The following is a 17349-nucleotide window of genomic DNA, read 5'->3' as shown; positions in this document are numbered from 1 at the left end:
CCGCCGAGCGCTCAGCCCAGGGCCCGGCCGAGGACGTAGACGGCCGGTGCGGCGGCCGCCAGCGGCAGTGCCACACCCGCCGTGAAGTGGACGAAGCGCGACGGGTAGTCGTAGCTGGCGGCCCGGTGGCCGATCAGGGCGCACACCGCCGCTCCCGCGCCGAGGAACGCGCCCCGCGCGCCCAGATCCGTCATCCCGCCCACCGCGACGCCCGCGCCCGCGGCGGCGAGCAGCGAGACGACCACCGACGCCGGGGTCGGCAGGGGCAGCGCTCGGGCCAGGACGGCGACCGCGACCGCGGCGGCGCCGACCGTCACCGCGTCCGGGTCGGCCCCCAGGTGGCCGGTGGCCATGATGGCGAGCGCGGCCGAGGCGACCGTCGCCATCAGGCCGTACATCCGCTCGTCGGGGTCCGCGTGCGAGCGGAGCTGGAGGACCAGGCAGAGCAGGACCCAGACGCCGAGCGTGCCGAGGATGGCGGCGGGCGCGTGGGCGCGGCCCGCGACGAGGAGGGCCACGTCGGCGACCAGCGCGCCCAGGAAGGCCAGGGCGATGCCCTGCCGGGCCGGCCACATGCCGTTCAGCCGGAACCAGCCCGCCGCCGTCACGGCCTGGAGGACGACCAGCGGGACGAGCAGCGCGTACGTGCCGACGGCCGCCGTACCGGACAGCAGCAGGCCGAGGAGCGCGGTGAGCGCGGCCGGCTGCATGCCGGGCTCGATGATCGGCGAGCGGCCCTCCATGCGGGCCCGCTGGGCGTCGGTGACGCGGGCGTTGCCGGCGAGGGTGGCGGGACCGTAGGAGGAGAGGTCGGCGGGCTCGGCGGCGGGCTCGGGGGCCGCTGAGGGGGTGGCGGTGGCGGCGGGCGCGGGGGCCGGGGCGGTGGGTTCGGCGGCAGGGGGCGTGGAGGACGCCTGCTGCCGCCCGTAGGAGGTCTGCTGCCCGCCATAGGAGGTCTGCTGCCCGCCGTACGACGCCTGTGGCCCGCCGTAGGAGTCCTGTCGCCCGCCGTACGAGTGCTGCTGACGTCCGTCCGGCGCGTGCTGCTGTCCGTACGGCTGCTGCTGCCCGGGGGGCGGTGTCTGCTGTCCGTACGGTGCCTGCTGCTGCCAGGCGGGGGACGGCGCCGGCGCCGGCGCCGCGGCCGGGCCGGCCGGGGACGGGCTCTGCGGGCCGCCGTACGACGGGGCGTCGCCGGTCTGCGGCGGCAGGTATGCCGTCTCGGCCGGGTCCCCGGCGGGGACCGGCGACTGGAGGCCGGTCTCCCAGGTCTGGCCCTGCCACTGCTGCGTGTGCTGGAGCCGGTCCTGGGGGTCCTCGTACCCGGGCTGGTGCTGTCCGGGCCACGCCTGCGGCTGCTGCGGATGCTGCGGCTGCGACCGCGGCGTCGACTGCTGCTGATGCTGCGGCTGCGGCTGGTAGGGGTCGTAGCCCTCGTACCCCTGCCCGTACGGCTGGTCGGTCATCGTCACCCTCCTGCGAACGGCGGGAGCACCTCGACCGTGCCGCCGTCGGCCAGCCGTACCGTCTCATGTGCGCGGGTGCCCACGGGGTCGCCGTCGACGAGGAACGAGCACCGCAGCAGCACACGGACGAGTTCACCGGGGTGCCGGCCGCGGGCGGCCTCGAGCGCCTCGGCGAGCGTGGCCGCGTCGTACGGCTCCTCGGCGACTCCCGCCGCGGCCTTGGCGGCCGCCCAGTAGCGCACCGTGCCCTTTGCCATCTCGTTCCTCAGTCAGTCCAACGACGGTCAACAGGGTCAGGCTAGCCCGCCCGGGAGACCGCCCAGTCCCCGATGCGGGCCAGCAGGCCGTCACCGGCGGCGTGCTCGGCGTGGCCCATGCCGGGCTCCAGCCAGAGTTCGCCGTGCTCACCGGCGGCCTCGGCCAGCATCCGGGGGTGGTCGAGGGGGAAGTAGCCGTCCCGGTCGCCGTGGACGATCAGCAGCGGTGTGGGCGCGATCCGCGGCACGGCCTCCGTCGGGGACAGCGGTACGGGGTCCCAGTCCCGGTGGTGGATGCGGGTGCGGAAGCCGTAGCGGCCGACCAGGCGGCCCTCGGGGCGGGTGACCATCCAGTGCAGGCGGCGCATGGGTGCCGTGCCCCGGTAGTACCAGCGGGCGGGCGCGCTGACCGACACCACCGCGTCGACCGTGCCCGGGTGCAGTGCCGCGTGCCGCAGCACCACCGAGCCGCCCATGGAGAAGCCGACGGTCACCACGCGCGCGTGCCCGAACGAACGCGCCCACTCCACGGCGGCAGCCAGGTCGAGGACCTCGCGGTCGCCCACTGTGGACCGTCCGCCGGAGCGGCCGTGGCCCCGGAAGGAGAAGGTGACTACGGCCCCGTGGCGGCGGAACACGGAGGCGACCCGGCGCACGTGCGGCCGGTCCACGTCGCCGGTGAAGCCGTGGGCCACGACGAACACCGGGTGACCGGAGGATGGCGGGGAGGCGTCGTATACGACCGCGCCCGGGTCGTATACGGAATCGATGGACAGGCCGTCGGCCGTGGGCAGAAACGTCCGCAATGGTGTGCGTCTGTTCGTCTCGGAGTGCGGACGAGCGGCGGAACGCGCCGCATGACCTGCCCGGCTGTTGCTCATGTGGGCTATTCTGCTGGGCAGAGGACTCGGGCAGCGTAGCCCCCGGGTCCTTTTGTGCTTTCGGAAGCGTTGTATACGAAGCGGGAAACCGCAGGTGTACGGGGCCCCGGGATCGCAGAGCAGTGCCGCACCGCACACGTCCTCGCAGGGACCGAGGAGGAACCAGACGTATGAGTTCTCTGCTGCTCCTGACCAACGCCCTCCAGCCGTCGACGGAGGTGCTCCCCGCACTCGGCCTTCTGCTGCACAACGTGCGGGTGGCTCCGGCGGAGGGCCCCGCCCTCGTCGACACCCCGGGTGCCGACGTCATCCTGATCGACGGGCGCCGTGACCTGCCGCAGGTGCGCAGCCTGTGTCAGCTGCTGCGCTCCACCGGGCCCGGCTGTCCGCTCGTCCTCGTGGTGACCGAGGGCGGTCTCGCCGCCGTCACCGCCGACTGGGGCATCGACGACGTGCTCCTCGACACCGCCGGTCCGGCGGAGGTCGAGGCGCGGCTGCGGCTGGCCATGGGCCGCCAGCAGATCGTCAACGACGACTCCCCCATGGAGATCCGCAACGGCGACCTCTCCGTCGACGAGGCCACCTACTCCGCCAAGCTCAAGGGCCGTGTCCTCGACCTCACCTTCAAGGAGTTCGAGCTCCTGAAGTACCTCGCGCAGCACCCGGGCCGCGTCTTCACGCGCGCGCAGCTGCTCCAGGAGGTCTGGGGCTACGACTACTTCGGCGGCACCCGGACGGTCGACGTCCACGTACGCCGTCTGCGCGCCAAGCTCGGACCCGAGCACGAGTCGCTGATCGGAACCGTCCGGAACGTCGGTTACCGATTCGTTACTCCCGAGAAGGTCGACCGTGCCGCCGAGGACGCCAAGGGCAAGGCGGACCGGTCAAAGGCGGACGAGGCGGACAACGCGGTCTCCGTGGGCGCGGAAGAGGTCGCGGCGGAGGCGTGACACCGACCGGGCCGGGCACCGCACCCGCGGGCCGGGGCGGTCCCCGGCACCGGGAGGGTGCTCCCACGCCCTGCCCGTGACAGGTCCATCCGCGTAGACTCCGCGCGTGGCCAAGGTAACCAGGGATGACGTGGCGCGACTGGCGGGGACGTCCACCGCCGTCGTCAGCTATGTCATCAACAACGGACCCCGGCCGGTCGCCCCGGCCACGCGCGAGCGTGTCCTCGCCGCCATCAAGGAGCTGGGGTACCGGCCCGACCGGGTCGCGCAGGCGATGGCCTCCCGGCGCACGGACCTCATAGGCCTGATCATCCCCGACGCCCGCCAGCCCTTCTTCGGGGAGATGGCGCACGCGGTCGAGCAGGCCGCCTCCGAGCGCGGGAAGATGGTCCTCGTCGGCAACACCGACTACGTCGCCGAACGCGAGGTCCACTACCTGCGCGCCTTCCTCGGGATGCGCGTCTCCGGGCTGATCCTGGTCAGCCACGCGCTCAACGACCTGGCGGCCGCCGAGATCGACGCCTGGGACGCCCGGGTCGTCCTGCTGCACGAGCGGCCCGAGGCCATCGACGACGTCGCCGTCGTCACCGACGACCTGGGCGGCGCCCAGCTCGCCGTACGGCACCTGCTGGAGCACGGCTACGCGTACGTCGCCTGCATGGGCGGCACCGCCGAGACGCCCTCCGTCGGCGACCCCGTCTCCGACCACGTCGAGGGCTGGCGCCGGGCCATGGACGAGGCCGGGATCAGCGCCGAGGGCCGGCTCTTCGAGGCGCCGTACAACCGCTACGACGCCTACCGGATCGCCCTGGAGCTGCTGTCGGGGCCGGACCGGCCGCCCGCGATCTTCTGCTCCACCGACGACCAGGCCCTCGGCGTGCTGCGGGCCGCCCGCGAGCTGCGCATCGACGTACCCGGCGAGCTGGGGGTGGCCGGCTTCGACGACATCAAGGAGGCGGCGCTCGCCGATCCGCCCCTGACCACCGTCGCCTCGGACCGCTCGGCGATGGCCCGCGCCGCGGTGGACCTCGTCCTCGACGACGGGCTGCGGGTCGCGGGATCGCGCCGCGAGCGGCTGAAGGTGTTCCCGTCGCGGCTGGTGGTACGGCGGTCCTGCGGCTGCTCCTGACCGCCTCGCTCTGCGCGGGAGCTCTTTCGTGGGGCTTTCACGAGGACTTTCACGAGGGCTTACATGAGGGCTTACATGAGGGCTTTCTGAGAGGCGCGACGCCCTCGTCCGCAGCGCCCTTATATCGGGCGAAGGAGCTTCTGCCGGGCTTCTCAGGGAGCGCTCAGGGAGCTCTCATCGTCAGGCGACAAGCTCATTGTCATGACCGAGAGCATCCGCCGCGACGGCGAGTACGAGACCGCGTACCAGACCCCCTACCAGGGCGCCCAGCTGCACGCCTCCGCCCCCGTCGACCCGGAGTGGCCGCCCCCGCCGGCCCACCAGCCCGCGCAGGGCGCCGACAGCGGCGGCACCGCTCTCCTCACCCACCCCGCCCCGGCCGCGCCCGCCGTCCCCCCGGTCGCCGAGCCGCCCGCCCGGAAGAAGCGCAACCGGGGCCCGATCGCCCTGCTCGCCGCCGTGGCGATCGTCGCCGCGGCCATCGGCGGCGGCACCGCCTACGGCATCCAGGAGCTGACCGGCAAGAACGAGACGGTCTCCTCGTCCACGACCACCAGCGTCGTCCCCTCCAGCAGGACGGGTGACGTGGCCTCGATCGCCGCGGCGGTCAGCCCGAGCGTCGTCGAGGTCAACGCCACCCTCAGCAGCGGCACCTCCACCGGCTCCGGCGTGATCATCACCAGCGACGGCGAGATCGTCACCAACAACCACGTGATCTCCGGCGCCTCCTCCATCAAGGTGAAGACCAGCGACGGCAAGGAGTACACCGCGCAGGTCGTCGGCACCGACAGCGCCAAGGACCTCGCCCTGATCAAGCTGGAGAACGCCTCCGGCCTGAAGGCGGCGACCCTCGGCGACTCCGACGGCGTCCAGGTCGGCGACACGGTCGTCGCGATCGGCTCCCCCGAGGGCCTCACCGGCACCGTCACCAGCGGGATCGTCTCCGCCCTCGACCGTGACGTCACCGTCTCGACCGACGAGAGCCAGGGACAGCAGCAACAGCAGCAGGGCGGCGGCTGGCCGTTCGAGTTCGGCGGACAGCAGTTCAACGGCGACACCGGCTCGTCGACCACCACCTACAAGGCGCTCCAGACGGACGCCTCCCTCAACCCCGGCAACTCCGGCGGCGCCCTGATCGACGCGAGCGGCAACATCATCGGCATCAACTCCGCGATGTACTCCGCCGCCGACGCCACCTCCTCCTCCGAGGCCGGCAGCGTGGGCCTCGGCTTCGCCATCCCGATCAACACCGTCAAGTCCGACCTGGCCACGCTGCGGGCCGGCGGCGCCGACAGCACCAGCTGACCCGTCCGTCCCACGTCCAGGGAGCACGTCATGATCAAGCAGGTTCCGCACCCGGTGACCGGCGTCGGCCCGGCCGACCTCGCTCTGGCCCTCGGCGTGGCGTACGAGCTGCACCCGCCCGTGCGGCGGGCCCCGCGGGCCCCCGAGGTGGCGTCGGCCGCCGCCGGGACCACCGCGGGGCGGCGGACCACGGCCCGCCGCCGCAGGACCGCCCGCGCCTGAGCACCTTTAGGCTGAATGAGTTCGTTCAGCCCCGACGCCCCACCGCACCGAGGAAGCCACGCCCATGAGCCCCGCCGAAGGCGACCGTGACCCCCAGCGCATCCTGATCGTCGACGACGAGCCGGCCGTGCGCGAAGCCCTCCAGCGCAGCCTCGCCTTCGAGGGCTACGACACGGAGGTCGCCGTCGACGGCGCGGACGCCCTGGAGAAGGCCACGGCCTACCGCCCCGACCTGGTGATCCTCGACATCCAGATGCCCCGCATGGACGGTCTGACCGCCGCCCGCCGCATCCGCGGCGCCGGTGACACCACGCCGATCCTCATGCTCACCGCCCGCGACACGGTCGGCGACCGGGTCACCGGCCTCGACGCGGGCGCCGACGACTACCTGGTCAAGCCCTTCGAACTCGACGAGCTCTTCGCCCGCGTCCGCGCGCTGCTGCGCCGCAGCTCCTACGCGGCGGCGCAGACGGAGGACGTCCACGACGACGAGGCGCTCTCCTTCGGCGACCTGCGCATGGACCTCGCCACGCGCGAGGTCACGCGGGGGGCGCGGCCCGTGGAGCTGACCCGCACGGAGTTCACCCTCCTGGAGATGTTCATGGCGCACCCGCGCCAGGTCCTCACCCGGGAGCAGATCCTCAAGGCGGTCTGGGGCTTCGACTTCGAGCCGTCGTCCAACTCCCTCGACGTGTACGTGATGTACCTGCGCCGCAAGACCGAGGCGGGCGGCGAGCCGCGGCTCGTGCACACCGTGCGGGGCGTCGGGTACGTGTTGCGCCAGGGCGGGGCCGAGTGAACGGGTTCGTCCGCCGGTTCCGGACGCTGCCGATCCGGGCCCGGCTGTCGATGCTGGTCGCGGCGGCGGTCGCGTTCGCGGTGGCGGCGGTGTCGGTGACGTGCTGGTTCATCGTGCAGGGCAAGCTGTACGAGGAGCTGGACGACAGCCTCCAGAAGGTGTCGGGCCCCCAGATGGCCTCCGCCGTGGCGTCCACCCTCGCCGAGTGCCCCGACACCCCGCAGTCACGGGAGGACAGGGGCGACTTCAGGGTGCAGGACACCGTCTACCTCCAGTTGGTGAACGCCGACGGCGAGGCCTGCGTGTCGTCGAACTCGCAGGGCACGGTCAAGGTCACCGCCGCGGACAAGGACGTGGTCGCCAACGCCGAGGACGGCCGCGGCGTGTTCCGCAACGGCACCGACGAGGACGGCAACGCCGTGCGGGTGCTGACCACGCCCCTCTACGTCAGTCAGGGACCGGGCCAGCCCCAGCTGTATCCCGACGCCGCCCTCGTGGTCGCGGTGCCCCTGAAGAGCACCGAGTCCACCCTCAACGACCTCGCCCTCATCCTCCTCCTCGTCTCCGGCATCGGGGTCGTCGGCGCCGGTGCCGCCGGGCTCGCCGTCGCGCGGGCCGGTCTGCGTCCCGTCGACAAGCTCACCGAGGCCGTCGAGCACGTGGCGCGGACCGAGGACCTGGGCATTCGCATCCCGGTGGAGGACGACAGCGACGACGAGGTGGCCCGGCTCTCCCGGTCGTTCAACTCGATGACCTCCTCCCTGGCCAACTCCCGCGAGCTGCAACAGCAGCTCATCGCGGACGCCGGGCACGAACTGCGCACCCCCCTGACCTCCCTGCGCACCAACATCGAACTGCTCACCCGCAGCGAGGAGACCGGCCGGCCGATCCCCGCCGCGGACCGCAAGGCGCTGCTCGCGTCGGTGAAGGCGCAGATGACGGAACTGGCGTCGCTCATCGGCGACCTCCAGGAGCTGTCCCGCTCGGAGGGCCAGCGCGGTGAGCGCGTCCAGGTCGTCTCGCTGGAGGACACCGTCGAGACCGCCCTGCGCCGGGCGCGGCTGCGCGGGCCCGAGCTGTCCATCACGGCCACGCTCGAACCCTGGTACACCCGGGCGGAGCCGGCGGCGCTGGAGCGCGCGGTGGTCAACATCCTGGACAACGCGGTGAAGTTCAGCCCCGAGGGCGGCACGGTCGAGGTGCGGCTCAGCGAGGGTGTGCTGACCGTGCGGGACCACGGCCCCGGCATTCCCGAGGACGAACTCCCGCACGTCTTCGACCGGTTCTGGCGCTCCCCGAGCGCCCGTGCCCTGCCGGGATCGGGGCTGGGCCTGTCGATCGTCGCCCGTACCGTGCAGCAGGCGGGCGGCGCGGTGACCCTGGCCCGCGCGGAGAGCGGCGGCACGGTGGCCACCGTACGGCTGCCGGGGGCACCGACCCCGCCGCCGGAGACCCCGGCCGTCTGACCCTCCGCCCTTCTCGCTCCCCGTCCCCGGCAACCTTTCCGTTCCGTGTGGCGACCCACCAGCGGTCCCATCCCCCACACGGAACGGAAGAGCCGCATGAACGCACACCGCGTCACAGACCCCGGCAAGCCCCGCCACCGCCGGCGTAGGAGGGCGCTCACGGTCGGTGTGCCGCTGGCCCTGACCGCCGCCTGCGCGCTGGCGTACGGCACGGTGTCCGGGCTCGGCTCCCCTCAGACCGCGTCCGCCGCCACCGTCGCCACCGCCGCTGCGCCCGCCTGGGCGACCGCCACCGCCGACGGGTTCGCCTCCGTCGACGCGCTCGGGCAGAACGGGACGTACGGCGGCCGGGACGGCGCGACCGTGACCGTCCGGACGCTCGCCGACCTGGAGAAGTACGCGACGGCCGCCGAGCCGTACGTCATCGTCGTCGCCGCCGCCATCACCATGGACACGGTGGGCCGGGAGATCAAGGTCGCGTCCGACAAGACCATCGTCGGGTCCGGGACCTCCGGGCACCTCGTCGGCGGCGGCTTCTTCCTGGGCCAGGGCGTCCACAACGTGATCATCAGGAACCTGACGATCCGGGACACCTACCAGGGCGTCTGGAACGACAAGGACCACGACTTCGACGCGATCCAGATGGACGGCGCGCACCACGTCTGGATCGACCACAACGATCTGCGGCACATGGCCGACGGGCTGATCGACGTCCGCAAGGACAGCACGTACGTAACGGTGTCCTGGAACCGGCTGGGCAACGACAACAAGGCCTTCGGCATCGGCTGGACGGAGAACGTCGTCACCGACATCACGATCCACCACAACTGGATCCGCGAGACCGAACAGCGCAACCCGTCGACGGACAACGCCGCCCACGCCCACCTGTACAACAACTTCCTGGAGGACGTGGCGGACACCGACATCACGTCCTCGTACGGCAACTACGCGCGCGGCGCGACGACGATGCTGCTGGAGAACAGCTACTTCCAGGGGTTCGGCAACCCCGTCATCAAGGACGGCACCGCGTCGCTCGTCCAGCGCGGCAACGTCTTCTCGGGCACCACCGGCCGCAACGAGAGCGGGGGCACGGCCTTCGAGGCCACGGCCTACTACCCGTACACCCTCGACGCGGCGGCGAACGTGCCGTCGCTGGTCAAGGCGGGGGCCGGTCCGCGCAGCACGATCGGCACGGCGACGACCGCGGCCACGACGACGGGCAGCACGACGACCGCCGCCACGACCGTGGCGGCCGCGGCGGCGACCACGCTCACGGTCGCGGCGGACGGCACCGGTCAGTACCGGACCGTCCAGGCCGCCGTGGACGCCGTCCCCGCCGGCAACGCCTCCCGGGTGGTCGTCTCGATCGCGCCGGGCACGTACCGCGAGACGGTCAAGGTGCCGTCGAACAAGCCGCACGTCACCCTCCAGGGCAGCGGCGCCGGCCGCAAGGACACGGTGATCGTCTACGGCAACGCGGCCGGCACGCAGAAGCCCGACGGCTCGGGCACGTACGGCACCTCGGGCAGCGCCACCGTCGCCGTCGAGGCCGACGACTTCCAGGCCCGCAACCTGTCGATCACCAACGACTTCGACGAGGGCGCCAACCAGTCGCTCTCCGGCCACCAGGCCGTCGCCCTGCGCACCGCCGCCGACCAGGTGTTCCTGGACGGGGTCATCGTCAGCGGCGACCAGGACACCCTGCTGCTGGACACCGCGGCCAAGGACAAACTGGGCCGGGTGTACATGACCAACTCGTACGTCATCGGGAACGTCGACTTCGTCTTCGGCCGGGCGACGGCGGTGATCGACAAGTCGGTGATCACGTTGAAGAAGCGCTGGGACGGCTCCTCGGCCGGCTACATCACCGCACCGAGCACCGCGGCCGACCGCAAGGGCTTCCTCATCAGCCGTTCGACCGTGAACGGCGACGTCTCCGCCGCCTCCTTCTACCTGGGCCGGCCCTGGCACGCCGGCGGGGACGCCACCCTGGATCCGCAGACCACGGTCCGCGACACGGTCCTCAGCTCCGCGATCAAGGCGGCTCCCTGGACCGACATGAGCGGGTTCTCCTGGAAGGACGACCGGTTCGCCGAGTACGAGAACACCGGCGCCGGCGCGGGCAGCGCGAGCAGCGACCGGCCGCAGCTGACCGACGCCCAGGCCGCCGACCAGGAGGTCGCGGACTGGCTGGCGGGCTGGACGCCCACGGCGTCCTGACCCGGGGCCGGGACCTCGTCCCTCACCTCCGCAGCGTCAAGGTGTCGTCGGACAGGGCGCCGACCGGCTCCGGCGCCGTCGGCCAGGGGGTGGCCAGCCGCACGTAGGCGGGGCACCGCGCCATCAGCTCGTCGTGCGTGCCGGCGTCCAGCAGACGGCCGTCGTCGACGACGAGCACGCGGTCGGCGTCCGGCGCGAGGCTGAGGTCATGGGTGATCATGATCGTCGTACGGCCGGACATCAGGCGGCGCAGGGGCTGGACGACCTGGCGGGCGGCGACCGAGTCGAGGCCGGCGGTCGGCTCGTCGAGGACGAGGACGGGGGCCTCGCGGAGCATCGCGCGGGCGATGGCGACGCGCTGGAGCTGGCCGCCGGAGAGGGCGGCGGTGCCGGGGGCGATGAGGGTGTCGTAGCCCTCGGGGAGCGCGGCGATGAAGTCGTGCGCCGCCGCCGACCTCGCCGCCCGTTCGATCTCGCGGTCCGTGGCACCCGGCCGGCCGCACCCGATGTTCTCGCGGATCGTGCCGTTGAGGACGAGGGTCTGCTGCGGGAGCAGGGCGACGTTGTCCCGGAGGAACTCCAGCGGAACGTCCGTCAGCGGGACGCCGTCCAGGGAGATGACGCCGATCGCGGGGTCGTAGAAGCGGGTGAGGAGCTTGGCGAGGGTCGACTTGCCGGCGCCGCTCGGGCCGGTGACGAGGAGCAGTTCGCCCGGCCCCGCGGTGAAGGTGAGGCCGCGCGTGGAGTCCTTCGCCGCTCCGGGGTAGCGGAAGGTGACGTCGTGGAAGGCGACCCAGCCGCGTACCGGCCAGGGGGCGACCGGGTTCTCGGGGTCCCGCACGGCCGGCTCGGCCTCCAGGAGTTCGCCGATGCGTTCCGCGCCGGCCGTGGCCGCGGTGACCGTCAGGCCGAGCTGGCCGAGGTCGCGTACGGGCGGGTACAGGTAGCCGATGAAGGCGGCGAAGGCGAGCAGGTCGCCCAGTGACATGCGGTCCGCGGAGATCTCCCAGACGCCCAGGCCGATCACCGCCAGCACGCACAGCGTCTCGACGACCTCCACGAACTGCTCGTACATCTCGCTCAGCCGCGCCCCGCGCACGCTCGCCCGCATCCACGCGCGGGCCTCCTTGTCGAGGCGCCGTTCCTCGTCCCGGCGCCGGTTGTACGCCTGGGTGAGGACGATGTTGCCGAGGGACTCCTCCACCACCGAGGTGATCGCGCCGTCCGCGACCCGCTCGTCCTGCGAGGCCTGCTTGATGCGGCCGGAGAAGCGGCGGGCGGCGAGGAGGAAGAGGGGCGCGAGGACGAAGGTGGCCAGGGCCAGGTCCCAGCGGAGGTAGAGGGCGGCCGCGGCGTAGAACACGGCGGAGAAGGCGGCGGAGACCGTGCCGACGACACCCGAGACGACCATCTGCTCGATGGCCTCGACGTCACCGGTGAGGCGTTCCACCAGGTCGCCCTGGCGGTGCCGCTGGAAGAAGTGGGGCGGCAGGTCCTGGACGTGGCCGAAGACGCCCGCGCGCAGGCGGAGCACGAATCTCTCCGCCGTCCAGGTCGCGAGCGAGTTGCCGAGGTAGCCGACGAGCGCGCCGAGCACGGCGACGCCCAGCCAGGCGCCGGCCGGTCCCCAGAACGCGGAGAGCGATCCCGCCTCCAGGGCGTTGTCGGTCAGTTCGGCGAAGAGCAGGATGGACGCCGTCTCGGCGAGCGCGGAGACCACCACGCACGCGATGATCACCAGCATCCACCTGCGGTCGCCGCGGGTCAGCGGCCAGAAGCGGCGGAAGGCCTCCCGGGCCTCTCTCATCTCAGCGACTCCCTCGTTCGAGCGCGGACACAGCGGACACAGCGGACACGGCGGACAGGGCGGACACGGCGGAGGCGGGGCCCGGTGCGGGCTGGTTCGCCCGCACCGTCGGCCCCGCCTCGGACACCGCGTCAGCCCTTGTTGCCGACCGGGCGCTTGGCGGCCTTCTTGACGGCCTTCTTCTTGGGGGCCGGCTTCGGGGCCTGGGCGGCGGTCTTGCGGGTCTTCTTGACGGGGGTGATCTTGCGGAAGCTCATGGAGGTGTCCCTTTCTCGGTGATCAGCTGTGCAGTGCGGTACTGATGCGGTGTTTACTTACGGCCGCCGACCGGGCGCTTGGCCGCGGTCTTCTTGGCGGCGTTCTTCTTGGGGGCGGCCGGCTTCGGGGCGGCGGCCTTGCGGGTCTTCTTGACCGGGGTGATCTTGTGGAAGCTCATGACAGTGCCCTTTCGCTGATAATTAGCTGTGATTTGCTTTGCTCAAGCCAAGTGCTACTTATGGCTACCGACCGGGCGCTTGGCCGCGACCTTCTTGACGACCTTCTTCTTGGGCGCGGGCTTCGCGGCCTGGGCGGCGGTCTTGCGGGTCTTCTTGACCGGGGTGATCTTGTGGAAGCTCATGGTCTGTCTCCTTGTCCCGTGTTCGCGACTTCGCTTTCGCGTCGTTCGCTTTCGACATGGAAAACACTACGGGACGCCGGAGCGGAAAAAAGCCAATTCCGCTGAGACCTCGATGAATTGCGGCTGAGACAGTTTTCAGGCGAACCGGGGAACCAAACCCGCCCTTACATAGAATTGATAAAACGCGAAAGGGGCCCGGTCCGTACGCGGGTCGCGTACGGACCGGGCCCCTGGGGAGCGGTGGGGCCGTGGGGCCGTGGATCGGTGGAGCGGTGGGGCCTGGGAGCCGGGGGGCCGGGGGGCCGGGGGGCCGGGGGGCCGGGGGGCCGGGGGGCTACTGCACGATCGTGATCCGGTTCGCCGCCGGGGGAGCGATCGGCGCCGAGGCCGAGGAGTTGGCCGTCAGGTACTGCTCCAGGGCGGTCAGGTCGTCCGCGCCCACCAGGTCGTTCGTGCCCTGGCCCAGGGTGGTGAAGCCGTCGCCGCCGCCCGCGAGGAAGCTGTTCGTCGCGACGCGGTAGGTGGCGGCCGGGTCGACGGCCGCGCCGTTCAGCCGGACGGAGTCCGTGACGACCCGGTCGGCGCCGGTCTTCGTCAGGTCCAGCGTGTACGTCAGGTTGGCGGACGGCTGGAGGATCTTCGGCGCGGCCGCGTTCGTACCGCTCACCTGCTCCTGGAGCACCTGGATCAACTGGGCGCCGGTGAAGTCCTGGAGGTTCACGGTGTTGGAGAACGGCTGCACGGTGAATCCCTCGGCGTACGTCACCACGCCGTCGCCCTCGGTGGCCTTGGCCGCGTAGGTGAGACCGGCCCGGACCCCGCCCGGGTTCATCAGCGCCAGGTCCGTCTCCGCGTCGAGCTCCTTGCCGTACCAGAGCTGCGCGTCGGCGATCAGGTCCCCCATGGGGGACTCGGTGCCCGTGTTCGGCACGTCACCGGAGATGTAGCCGATGGCGCGGTTGCCGATGGGGGCGGCGAGGGTGTTCCACCTGCCGATCAGCTCGGTCATGTCCGGCGCCTTGGCCACGGTCCGGGTGACCACGTGGTTCGCCGACTTCACCGCCGTGCGGGCGATGTCCCCGGTGAAGCGGTCGTACGTCAGCGTGGTGTCGGTGTAGAGCCGGCCGAACGACGCGGCCGAGGTCACCGTGCGCGGCGTGCCCGACGGGTCGTCGATCGTGCACGCGTACGCGGCGTGGGTGTGCCCCGTCACCAGCGCGTCCACCTGCGGCGTGATGTTCTTCGCGATGTCCACGATCGGGCCGGAGATGCCGTCACCGGCGCCCGGCGAGTCGCAGTCGTAGTTGTACGAGGCGGAGGCGGGCTGGCCGCCCTCGTGGATCAGCGCGACGATCGACTTCACACCCTGGCGCTGGAGCACCTTGGCGTACTTGTTGATCGTCTCGACCTCGTCCTGGAACTTCAGGCCCTTCACGCCCTCCGCGGAGACGATGCCGGGGGTGTCCTCCAGCGTGACCCCGATGAAGCCGATCTTGACGTCCTTCTTCTTCCACACCCAGTACGGCTTCAGGATCGGCTTGCCGGTCTTCTCGTCCAGCACGTTCGCCGCGAGGTAGGGGAAGTCGGCGCCCTCGAACGTCTCGTCCGTGTAGCAGCCGTCCGTCGGGTGGCAGCCGCCGTTCTGCAGCCGGGCCAGTTCCGTGGCGCCCTCGTCGAACTCGTGGTTGCCGACGGAGGTGACGTCCAGGTCCAGCTTGTTCAGGGCCTCGATGGTGGGCTCGTCGTGGAAGAGGCCCGAGACCAGCGGGGAGGCGCCGACCATGTCGCCGCCGGCCGCGGTGATCGAGTACGCGTTGCCCTCCCGGGCCTGGCGCAGATGCGTGGCGAGGTACTCCACACCGCCCGCGTCGATCGTCTTCGTCGTGCCGTCGGCCTGGGTCTCCGTGACCCGGCCGGACGAGCCGGACGGCGGCTCCAGGTTGCCGTGCAGATCGTTGAAGGACAGCAGCTGCACGTCCTGGTAGCGGCTGGGCAGCGGCTTGCCGTGCTTGCCGTCGTGCGCGTCCGCGGGGAGCGCGGCGACCAGGGCGCCGGCGGTGGCCAGACCGGCGGCCGCCGCGAGCAGACCGTAACCACGGCGTCTGCGGGTCGGATACGACTGGGAAGTGGCTGGCATGCGCCCCCCTGTGGTGTCGGCGTCCTCCGGGCCGGACGGCCCTGAGAGGCGGGTCGGGATGAGTGGCCCGGCGTGTGGGACGCGTGGCCGCGTCCGGCCGCAGCCTAGGGTCAACGCGCGTAGCGCGACAGGGGGTTCACGGTTACATCCTGGTTTCCCTTTGCCCTTCGCCCGCCGCACGCTTTGGCTTCCCGTTCCCCTTCCTCCCGTGCCGCCACTTTGCGGGGTCCGCCCCTTACCCTCGTACGCATGACCAGCGACGACACCGCACGGATCCACGGCTCCCGATCCATCGAGACCCACTCCGCGCTCTCCCCCGAGCAGACCGAGGCCGTCCTCGCCCTGCTCGCGGACGCCGCTCACAGCGACGGCCAGCAGGCGGTGTCCGAACAGGGCCGGCTGCAACTGCGCGGCGGCGCCCGGGAAGGCGTCGGCCATCTGCTGCTCTTCGTGGGCGACGACCTCGTCGGCTACGCCCAGTTGGAGGACACCGACCCCGTCGAGGCCCCGGCTGCCGAACTCGTCGTCCACCCCGCCCACCGCGGGCACGGGCACGGTCGGGCGCTCGGCTCGGCCCTGCTCGCCGCCTCCGGCAAGCGGCTGCGGGTGTGGGCCCACGGCGGCCACTCCGCCGCGCGGCACCTGGCGCAGGTGCTGGGCCTGACGCTGTTCCGCGAACTGCGCCAGATGCGCCGGTCCTTGACCGACCTCGAACTGGCCGATCCGGTGCTGCCCGAGGGCGTGACCGTCCGCGCCTTCGTCCCCGGACAGGACGACGGCGCCTGGCTCGCCGTCAACAGCGCCGCCTTCGCCCACCACCCCGAGCAGGGCTCGCTCACCCAGCGCGACCTCGACGACCGCAAGTCCGAGCCCTGGTTCGACCCCGCCGGCTTCTTCCTCGCCTTCCGCGGCACCGAACTCGTCGGCTTCCACTGGACGAAGGTCCACGCCGAGGAGCAGCTGGGCGAGGTGTACGTCCTCGGCGTCGCGCCCGGCGCCCAGGGAGGCGGCCTCGGCAAGTCCCTCACCACCATCGGCCTGCGGCACCTCGCGGCGCAGAGGCTGCCCACGGCGATGCTGTACGTCGACGCCGACAACAAGGCCGCGGTGTCGGTGTACGAGCGGCTCGGGTTCGTCACGCACGAGACGGACCTGATGTACCGGACGGAGACGTGAGGGGACGACGTCCGGCCGGGGGCTGCCGTTCCCGGACCCCCGCTCCCGGATCTCCGCTCCCGGATCTCCGCTTCTGCCCTGAAGGGGCCCGGGGGCCTCGTCCTCGGACTGCCCCGGGGGGACGCCGAGGGGCATCCCCGGAGGAGGCATTCCCGGAGGGGACATCCCCGGAGGAGGCACCCCCGGAAGGGCTGGAATGTCCTGACCGGTGGCGAACGGCCTCCGTGGAACGAGCCGGGCTATCCGAAGCGTGGGGAGCGGCGTCGTAGGGGTTCCGGTGTGCAGACCGCCGTCGTCGCGACGGTCACTGCCAGCAGCAGCGCCCATCTCATCTGCGTCGCCTCCCACCAGGGCTCTCCCGGCATCGCCGACAGCCCCCACCGTGCGGGGACCAGCACGACCAGGGCCGCGGCCGTCCCGAGGCGGACCGCCGTCCGTCTGCCCACCTCCGCCGCGCTCGTGAAGCGGACGGCGACGGTGGCGAGGGCCAGTGCGGAGGCGGCCGTCGCCGCGGCCTCCACGGTGACGGGGCCGAGGGGCGGGCGGGTCGGCGCGGGTATGAGCAGCAGGGCGGTCGTCCACCACAGGGCCGCGAGGGGAGCGGCGAGCGCCAGTCGCAGGCCGGCCCGGAGCGGTCGGCCGAGCGGGGTCGTCCCGGTCGTCCGGCGGGCGGGGTCGTCCATCAGGAAGGCCAGCCCGAGCGCGCCGCTCAGCGCGACGAGCCGCAGGAGAACCAGCCCCATCTCCTCGCCCGGCGCCCGCTCCCGCAAGCGCACCGCCACGGCCGGCAGCAGGCCCAGTCCCCCCGCCACGGCCAGCGCCCGCCAGGGGAGCGTCCGCCAGACCAGGGGGAGAAGGGACCGGAGGAGGGCGGGGGCGGGCATCGTCCGCCGCGTCCCGTCCCGGGACACCGTC

At 72.3% G+C, this 17349-nt stretch carries 17 protein-coding genes; 8 read left to right on the top strand and 9 right to left on the bottom strand.

The window, feature by feature from the left end:
- Window positions 1-11: 11 nt before the first annotated feature.
- The 3 genes from ACFYWQ_RS31840 to ACFYWQ_RS31830 are packed head-to-tail and all read right to left on the bottom strand — an operon-like array spanning window position 12 to window position 2604.
- Window positions 12-1466, bottom strand: coding sequence for a hypothetical protein (locus ACFYWQ_RS31840; protein ID WP_389521209.1), 1455 nt, complete (start codon window positions 1464-1466; stop codon window positions 12-14).
- 2 nt (window positions 1467-1468) lie between these two features.
- Window positions 1469-1723, bottom strand: a complete 255-nt coding sequence (locus ACFYWQ_RS31835) for a MoaD/ThiS family protein (protein WP_385070311.1) — start codon at window positions 1721-1723, stop codon at window positions 1469-1471.
- Between the two features lie 41 nt (window positions 1724-1764).
- Window positions 1765-2604, bottom strand: coding sequence for an alpha/beta hydrolase (locus ACFYWQ_RS31830; RefSeq protein WP_389521206.1), 840 nt, complete (start codon window positions 2602-2604; stop codon window positions 1765-1767).
- A 170-nt stretch (window positions 2605-2774) separates the two neighbouring features.
- Here ACFYWQ_RS31830 and ACFYWQ_RS31825 point away from each other — a divergent pair, with 170 nt between their 5' ends.
- From ACFYWQ_RS31825 to ACFYWQ_RS31795, 7 genes are all read left to right on the top strand, one after another.
- The gene (locus ACFYWQ_RS31825) at window positions 2775-3554 is read left to right on the top strand and encodes a winged-helix domain-containing protein (protein WP_389521204.1); all 780 of its coding nucleotides are present in this window, start codon (window positions 2775-2777) and stop codon (window positions 3552-3554) included.
- Between the two features lie 106 nt (window positions 3555-3660).
- Entirely contained in the window at window positions 3661-4683 is a 1023-nt protein-coding gene (locus tag ACFYWQ_RS31820) for a LacI family DNA-binding transcriptional regulator (protein WP_389521202.1), read from the top strand.
- Between the two features lie 201 nt (window positions 4684-4884).
- Window positions 4885-5988 (top strand): S1C family serine protease, encoded by a 1104-nt coding sequence (locus tag ACFYWQ_RS31815; protein WP_389521200.1) that lies wholly within the window; start codon window positions 4885-4887, stop codon window positions 5986-5988.
- Between the two features lie 30 nt (window positions 5989-6018).
- Window positions 6019-6210 carry a hypothetical protein gene (locus ACFYWQ_RS31810; RefSeq protein ID WP_389521198.1) on the top strand — a complete coding sequence of 64 codons (192 nt, stop codon included), beginning with the start codon at window positions 6019-6021 and terminating at the stop codon, window positions 6208-6210.
- Between the two features lie 64 nt (window positions 6211-6274).
- The gene (locus ACFYWQ_RS31805; RefSeq protein WP_389521196.1) at window positions 6275-7009 is read left to right on the top strand and encodes a response regulator transcription factor; all 735 of its coding nucleotides are present in this window, start codon (window positions 6275-6277) and stop codon (window positions 7007-7009) included.
- Entirely contained in the window at window positions 7006-8475 is a 1470-nt protein-coding gene (locus ACFYWQ_RS31800; RefSeq protein WP_389521194.1) for a sensor histidine kinase, read from the top strand. The genes ACFYWQ_RS31805 and ACFYWQ_RS31800 overlap by 4 nt, the downstream gene beginning before the upstream one ends.
- Before the next feature lie 96 nt (window positions 8476-8571).
- Entirely contained in the window at window positions 8572-10695 is a 2124-nt protein-coding gene (locus ACFYWQ_RS31795; protein ID WP_389521192.1) for a pectinesterase family protein, read from the top strand.
- A 22-nt stretch (window positions 10696-10717) separates the two neighbouring features.
- Here ACFYWQ_RS31795 and ACFYWQ_RS31790 read toward each other — a convergent pair whose 3' ends face one another.
- From ACFYWQ_RS31790 to ACFYWQ_RS31770, 5 genes are all read right to left on the bottom strand, one after another.
- On the bottom strand, window positions 10718-12502 hold the full coding sequence (locus ACFYWQ_RS31790; RefSeq protein ID WP_389521190.1) for an ABC transporter ATP-binding protein: 1785 nt from the start codon (window positions 12500-12502) through the stop codon (window positions 10718-10720).
- A 131-nt stretch (window positions 12503-12633) separates the two neighbouring features.
- Complete coding sequence (locus tag ACFYWQ_RS31785; RefSeq protein ID WP_389521188.1) at window positions 12634-12759, bottom strand: hypothetical protein; 126 nt, start codon at window positions 12757-12759, stop codon at window positions 12634-12636.
- A 53-nt stretch (window positions 12760-12812) separates the two neighbouring features.
- Window positions 12813-12938, bottom strand: coding sequence for a hypothetical protein (locus ACFYWQ_RS31780; protein ID WP_389521186.1), 126 nt, complete (start codon window positions 12936-12938; stop codon window positions 12813-12815).
- Window positions 12939-12992: 54 nt separating this feature from the next.
- Window positions 12993-13121, bottom strand: coding sequence for a hypothetical protein (locus ACFYWQ_RS31775; protein ID WP_389521184.1), 129 nt, complete (start codon window positions 13119-13121; stop codon window positions 12993-12995).
- A gap of 334 nt (window positions 13122-13455) precedes the next feature.
- On the bottom strand, window positions 13456-15258 hold the full coding sequence (locus ACFYWQ_RS31770; RefSeq protein WP_389521182.1) for a bifunctional metallophosphatase/5'-nucleotidase: 1803 nt from the start codon (window positions 15256-15258) through the stop codon (window positions 13456-13458).
- Window positions 15259-15507: 249 nt separating this feature from the next.
- Between ACFYWQ_RS31770 and mshD the strand changes: the two genes are divergently transcribed.
- Window positions 15508-16434, top strand: coding sequence for a mycothiol synthase (mshD, locus tag ACFYWQ_RS31765; RefSeq protein WP_389521180.1), 927 nt, complete (start codon window positions 15508-15510; stop codon window positions 16432-16434).
- Between the two features lie 239 nt (window positions 16435-16673).
- Here mshD and ACFYWQ_RS31760 read toward each other — a convergent pair whose 3' ends face one another.
- On the bottom strand, window positions 16674-17318 hold the full coding sequence (locus ACFYWQ_RS31760; protein ID WP_389521178.1) for an ABC transporter: 645 nt from the start codon (window positions 17316-17318) through the stop codon (window positions 16674-16676).
- Window positions 17319-17349 lie beyond the last annotated feature (31 nt).

The organism is Streptomyces sp. NPDC003247, assembly GCF_042888135.1.
Classification (GTDB): domain Bacteria; phylum Actinomycetota; class Actinomycetes; order Streptomycetales; family Streptomycetaceae; genus Streptomyces.
The sequence above is the reverse complement of the archived record's forward strand: the minus strand, read 5'-3'. Positions and strand labels throughout refer to the sequence as shown.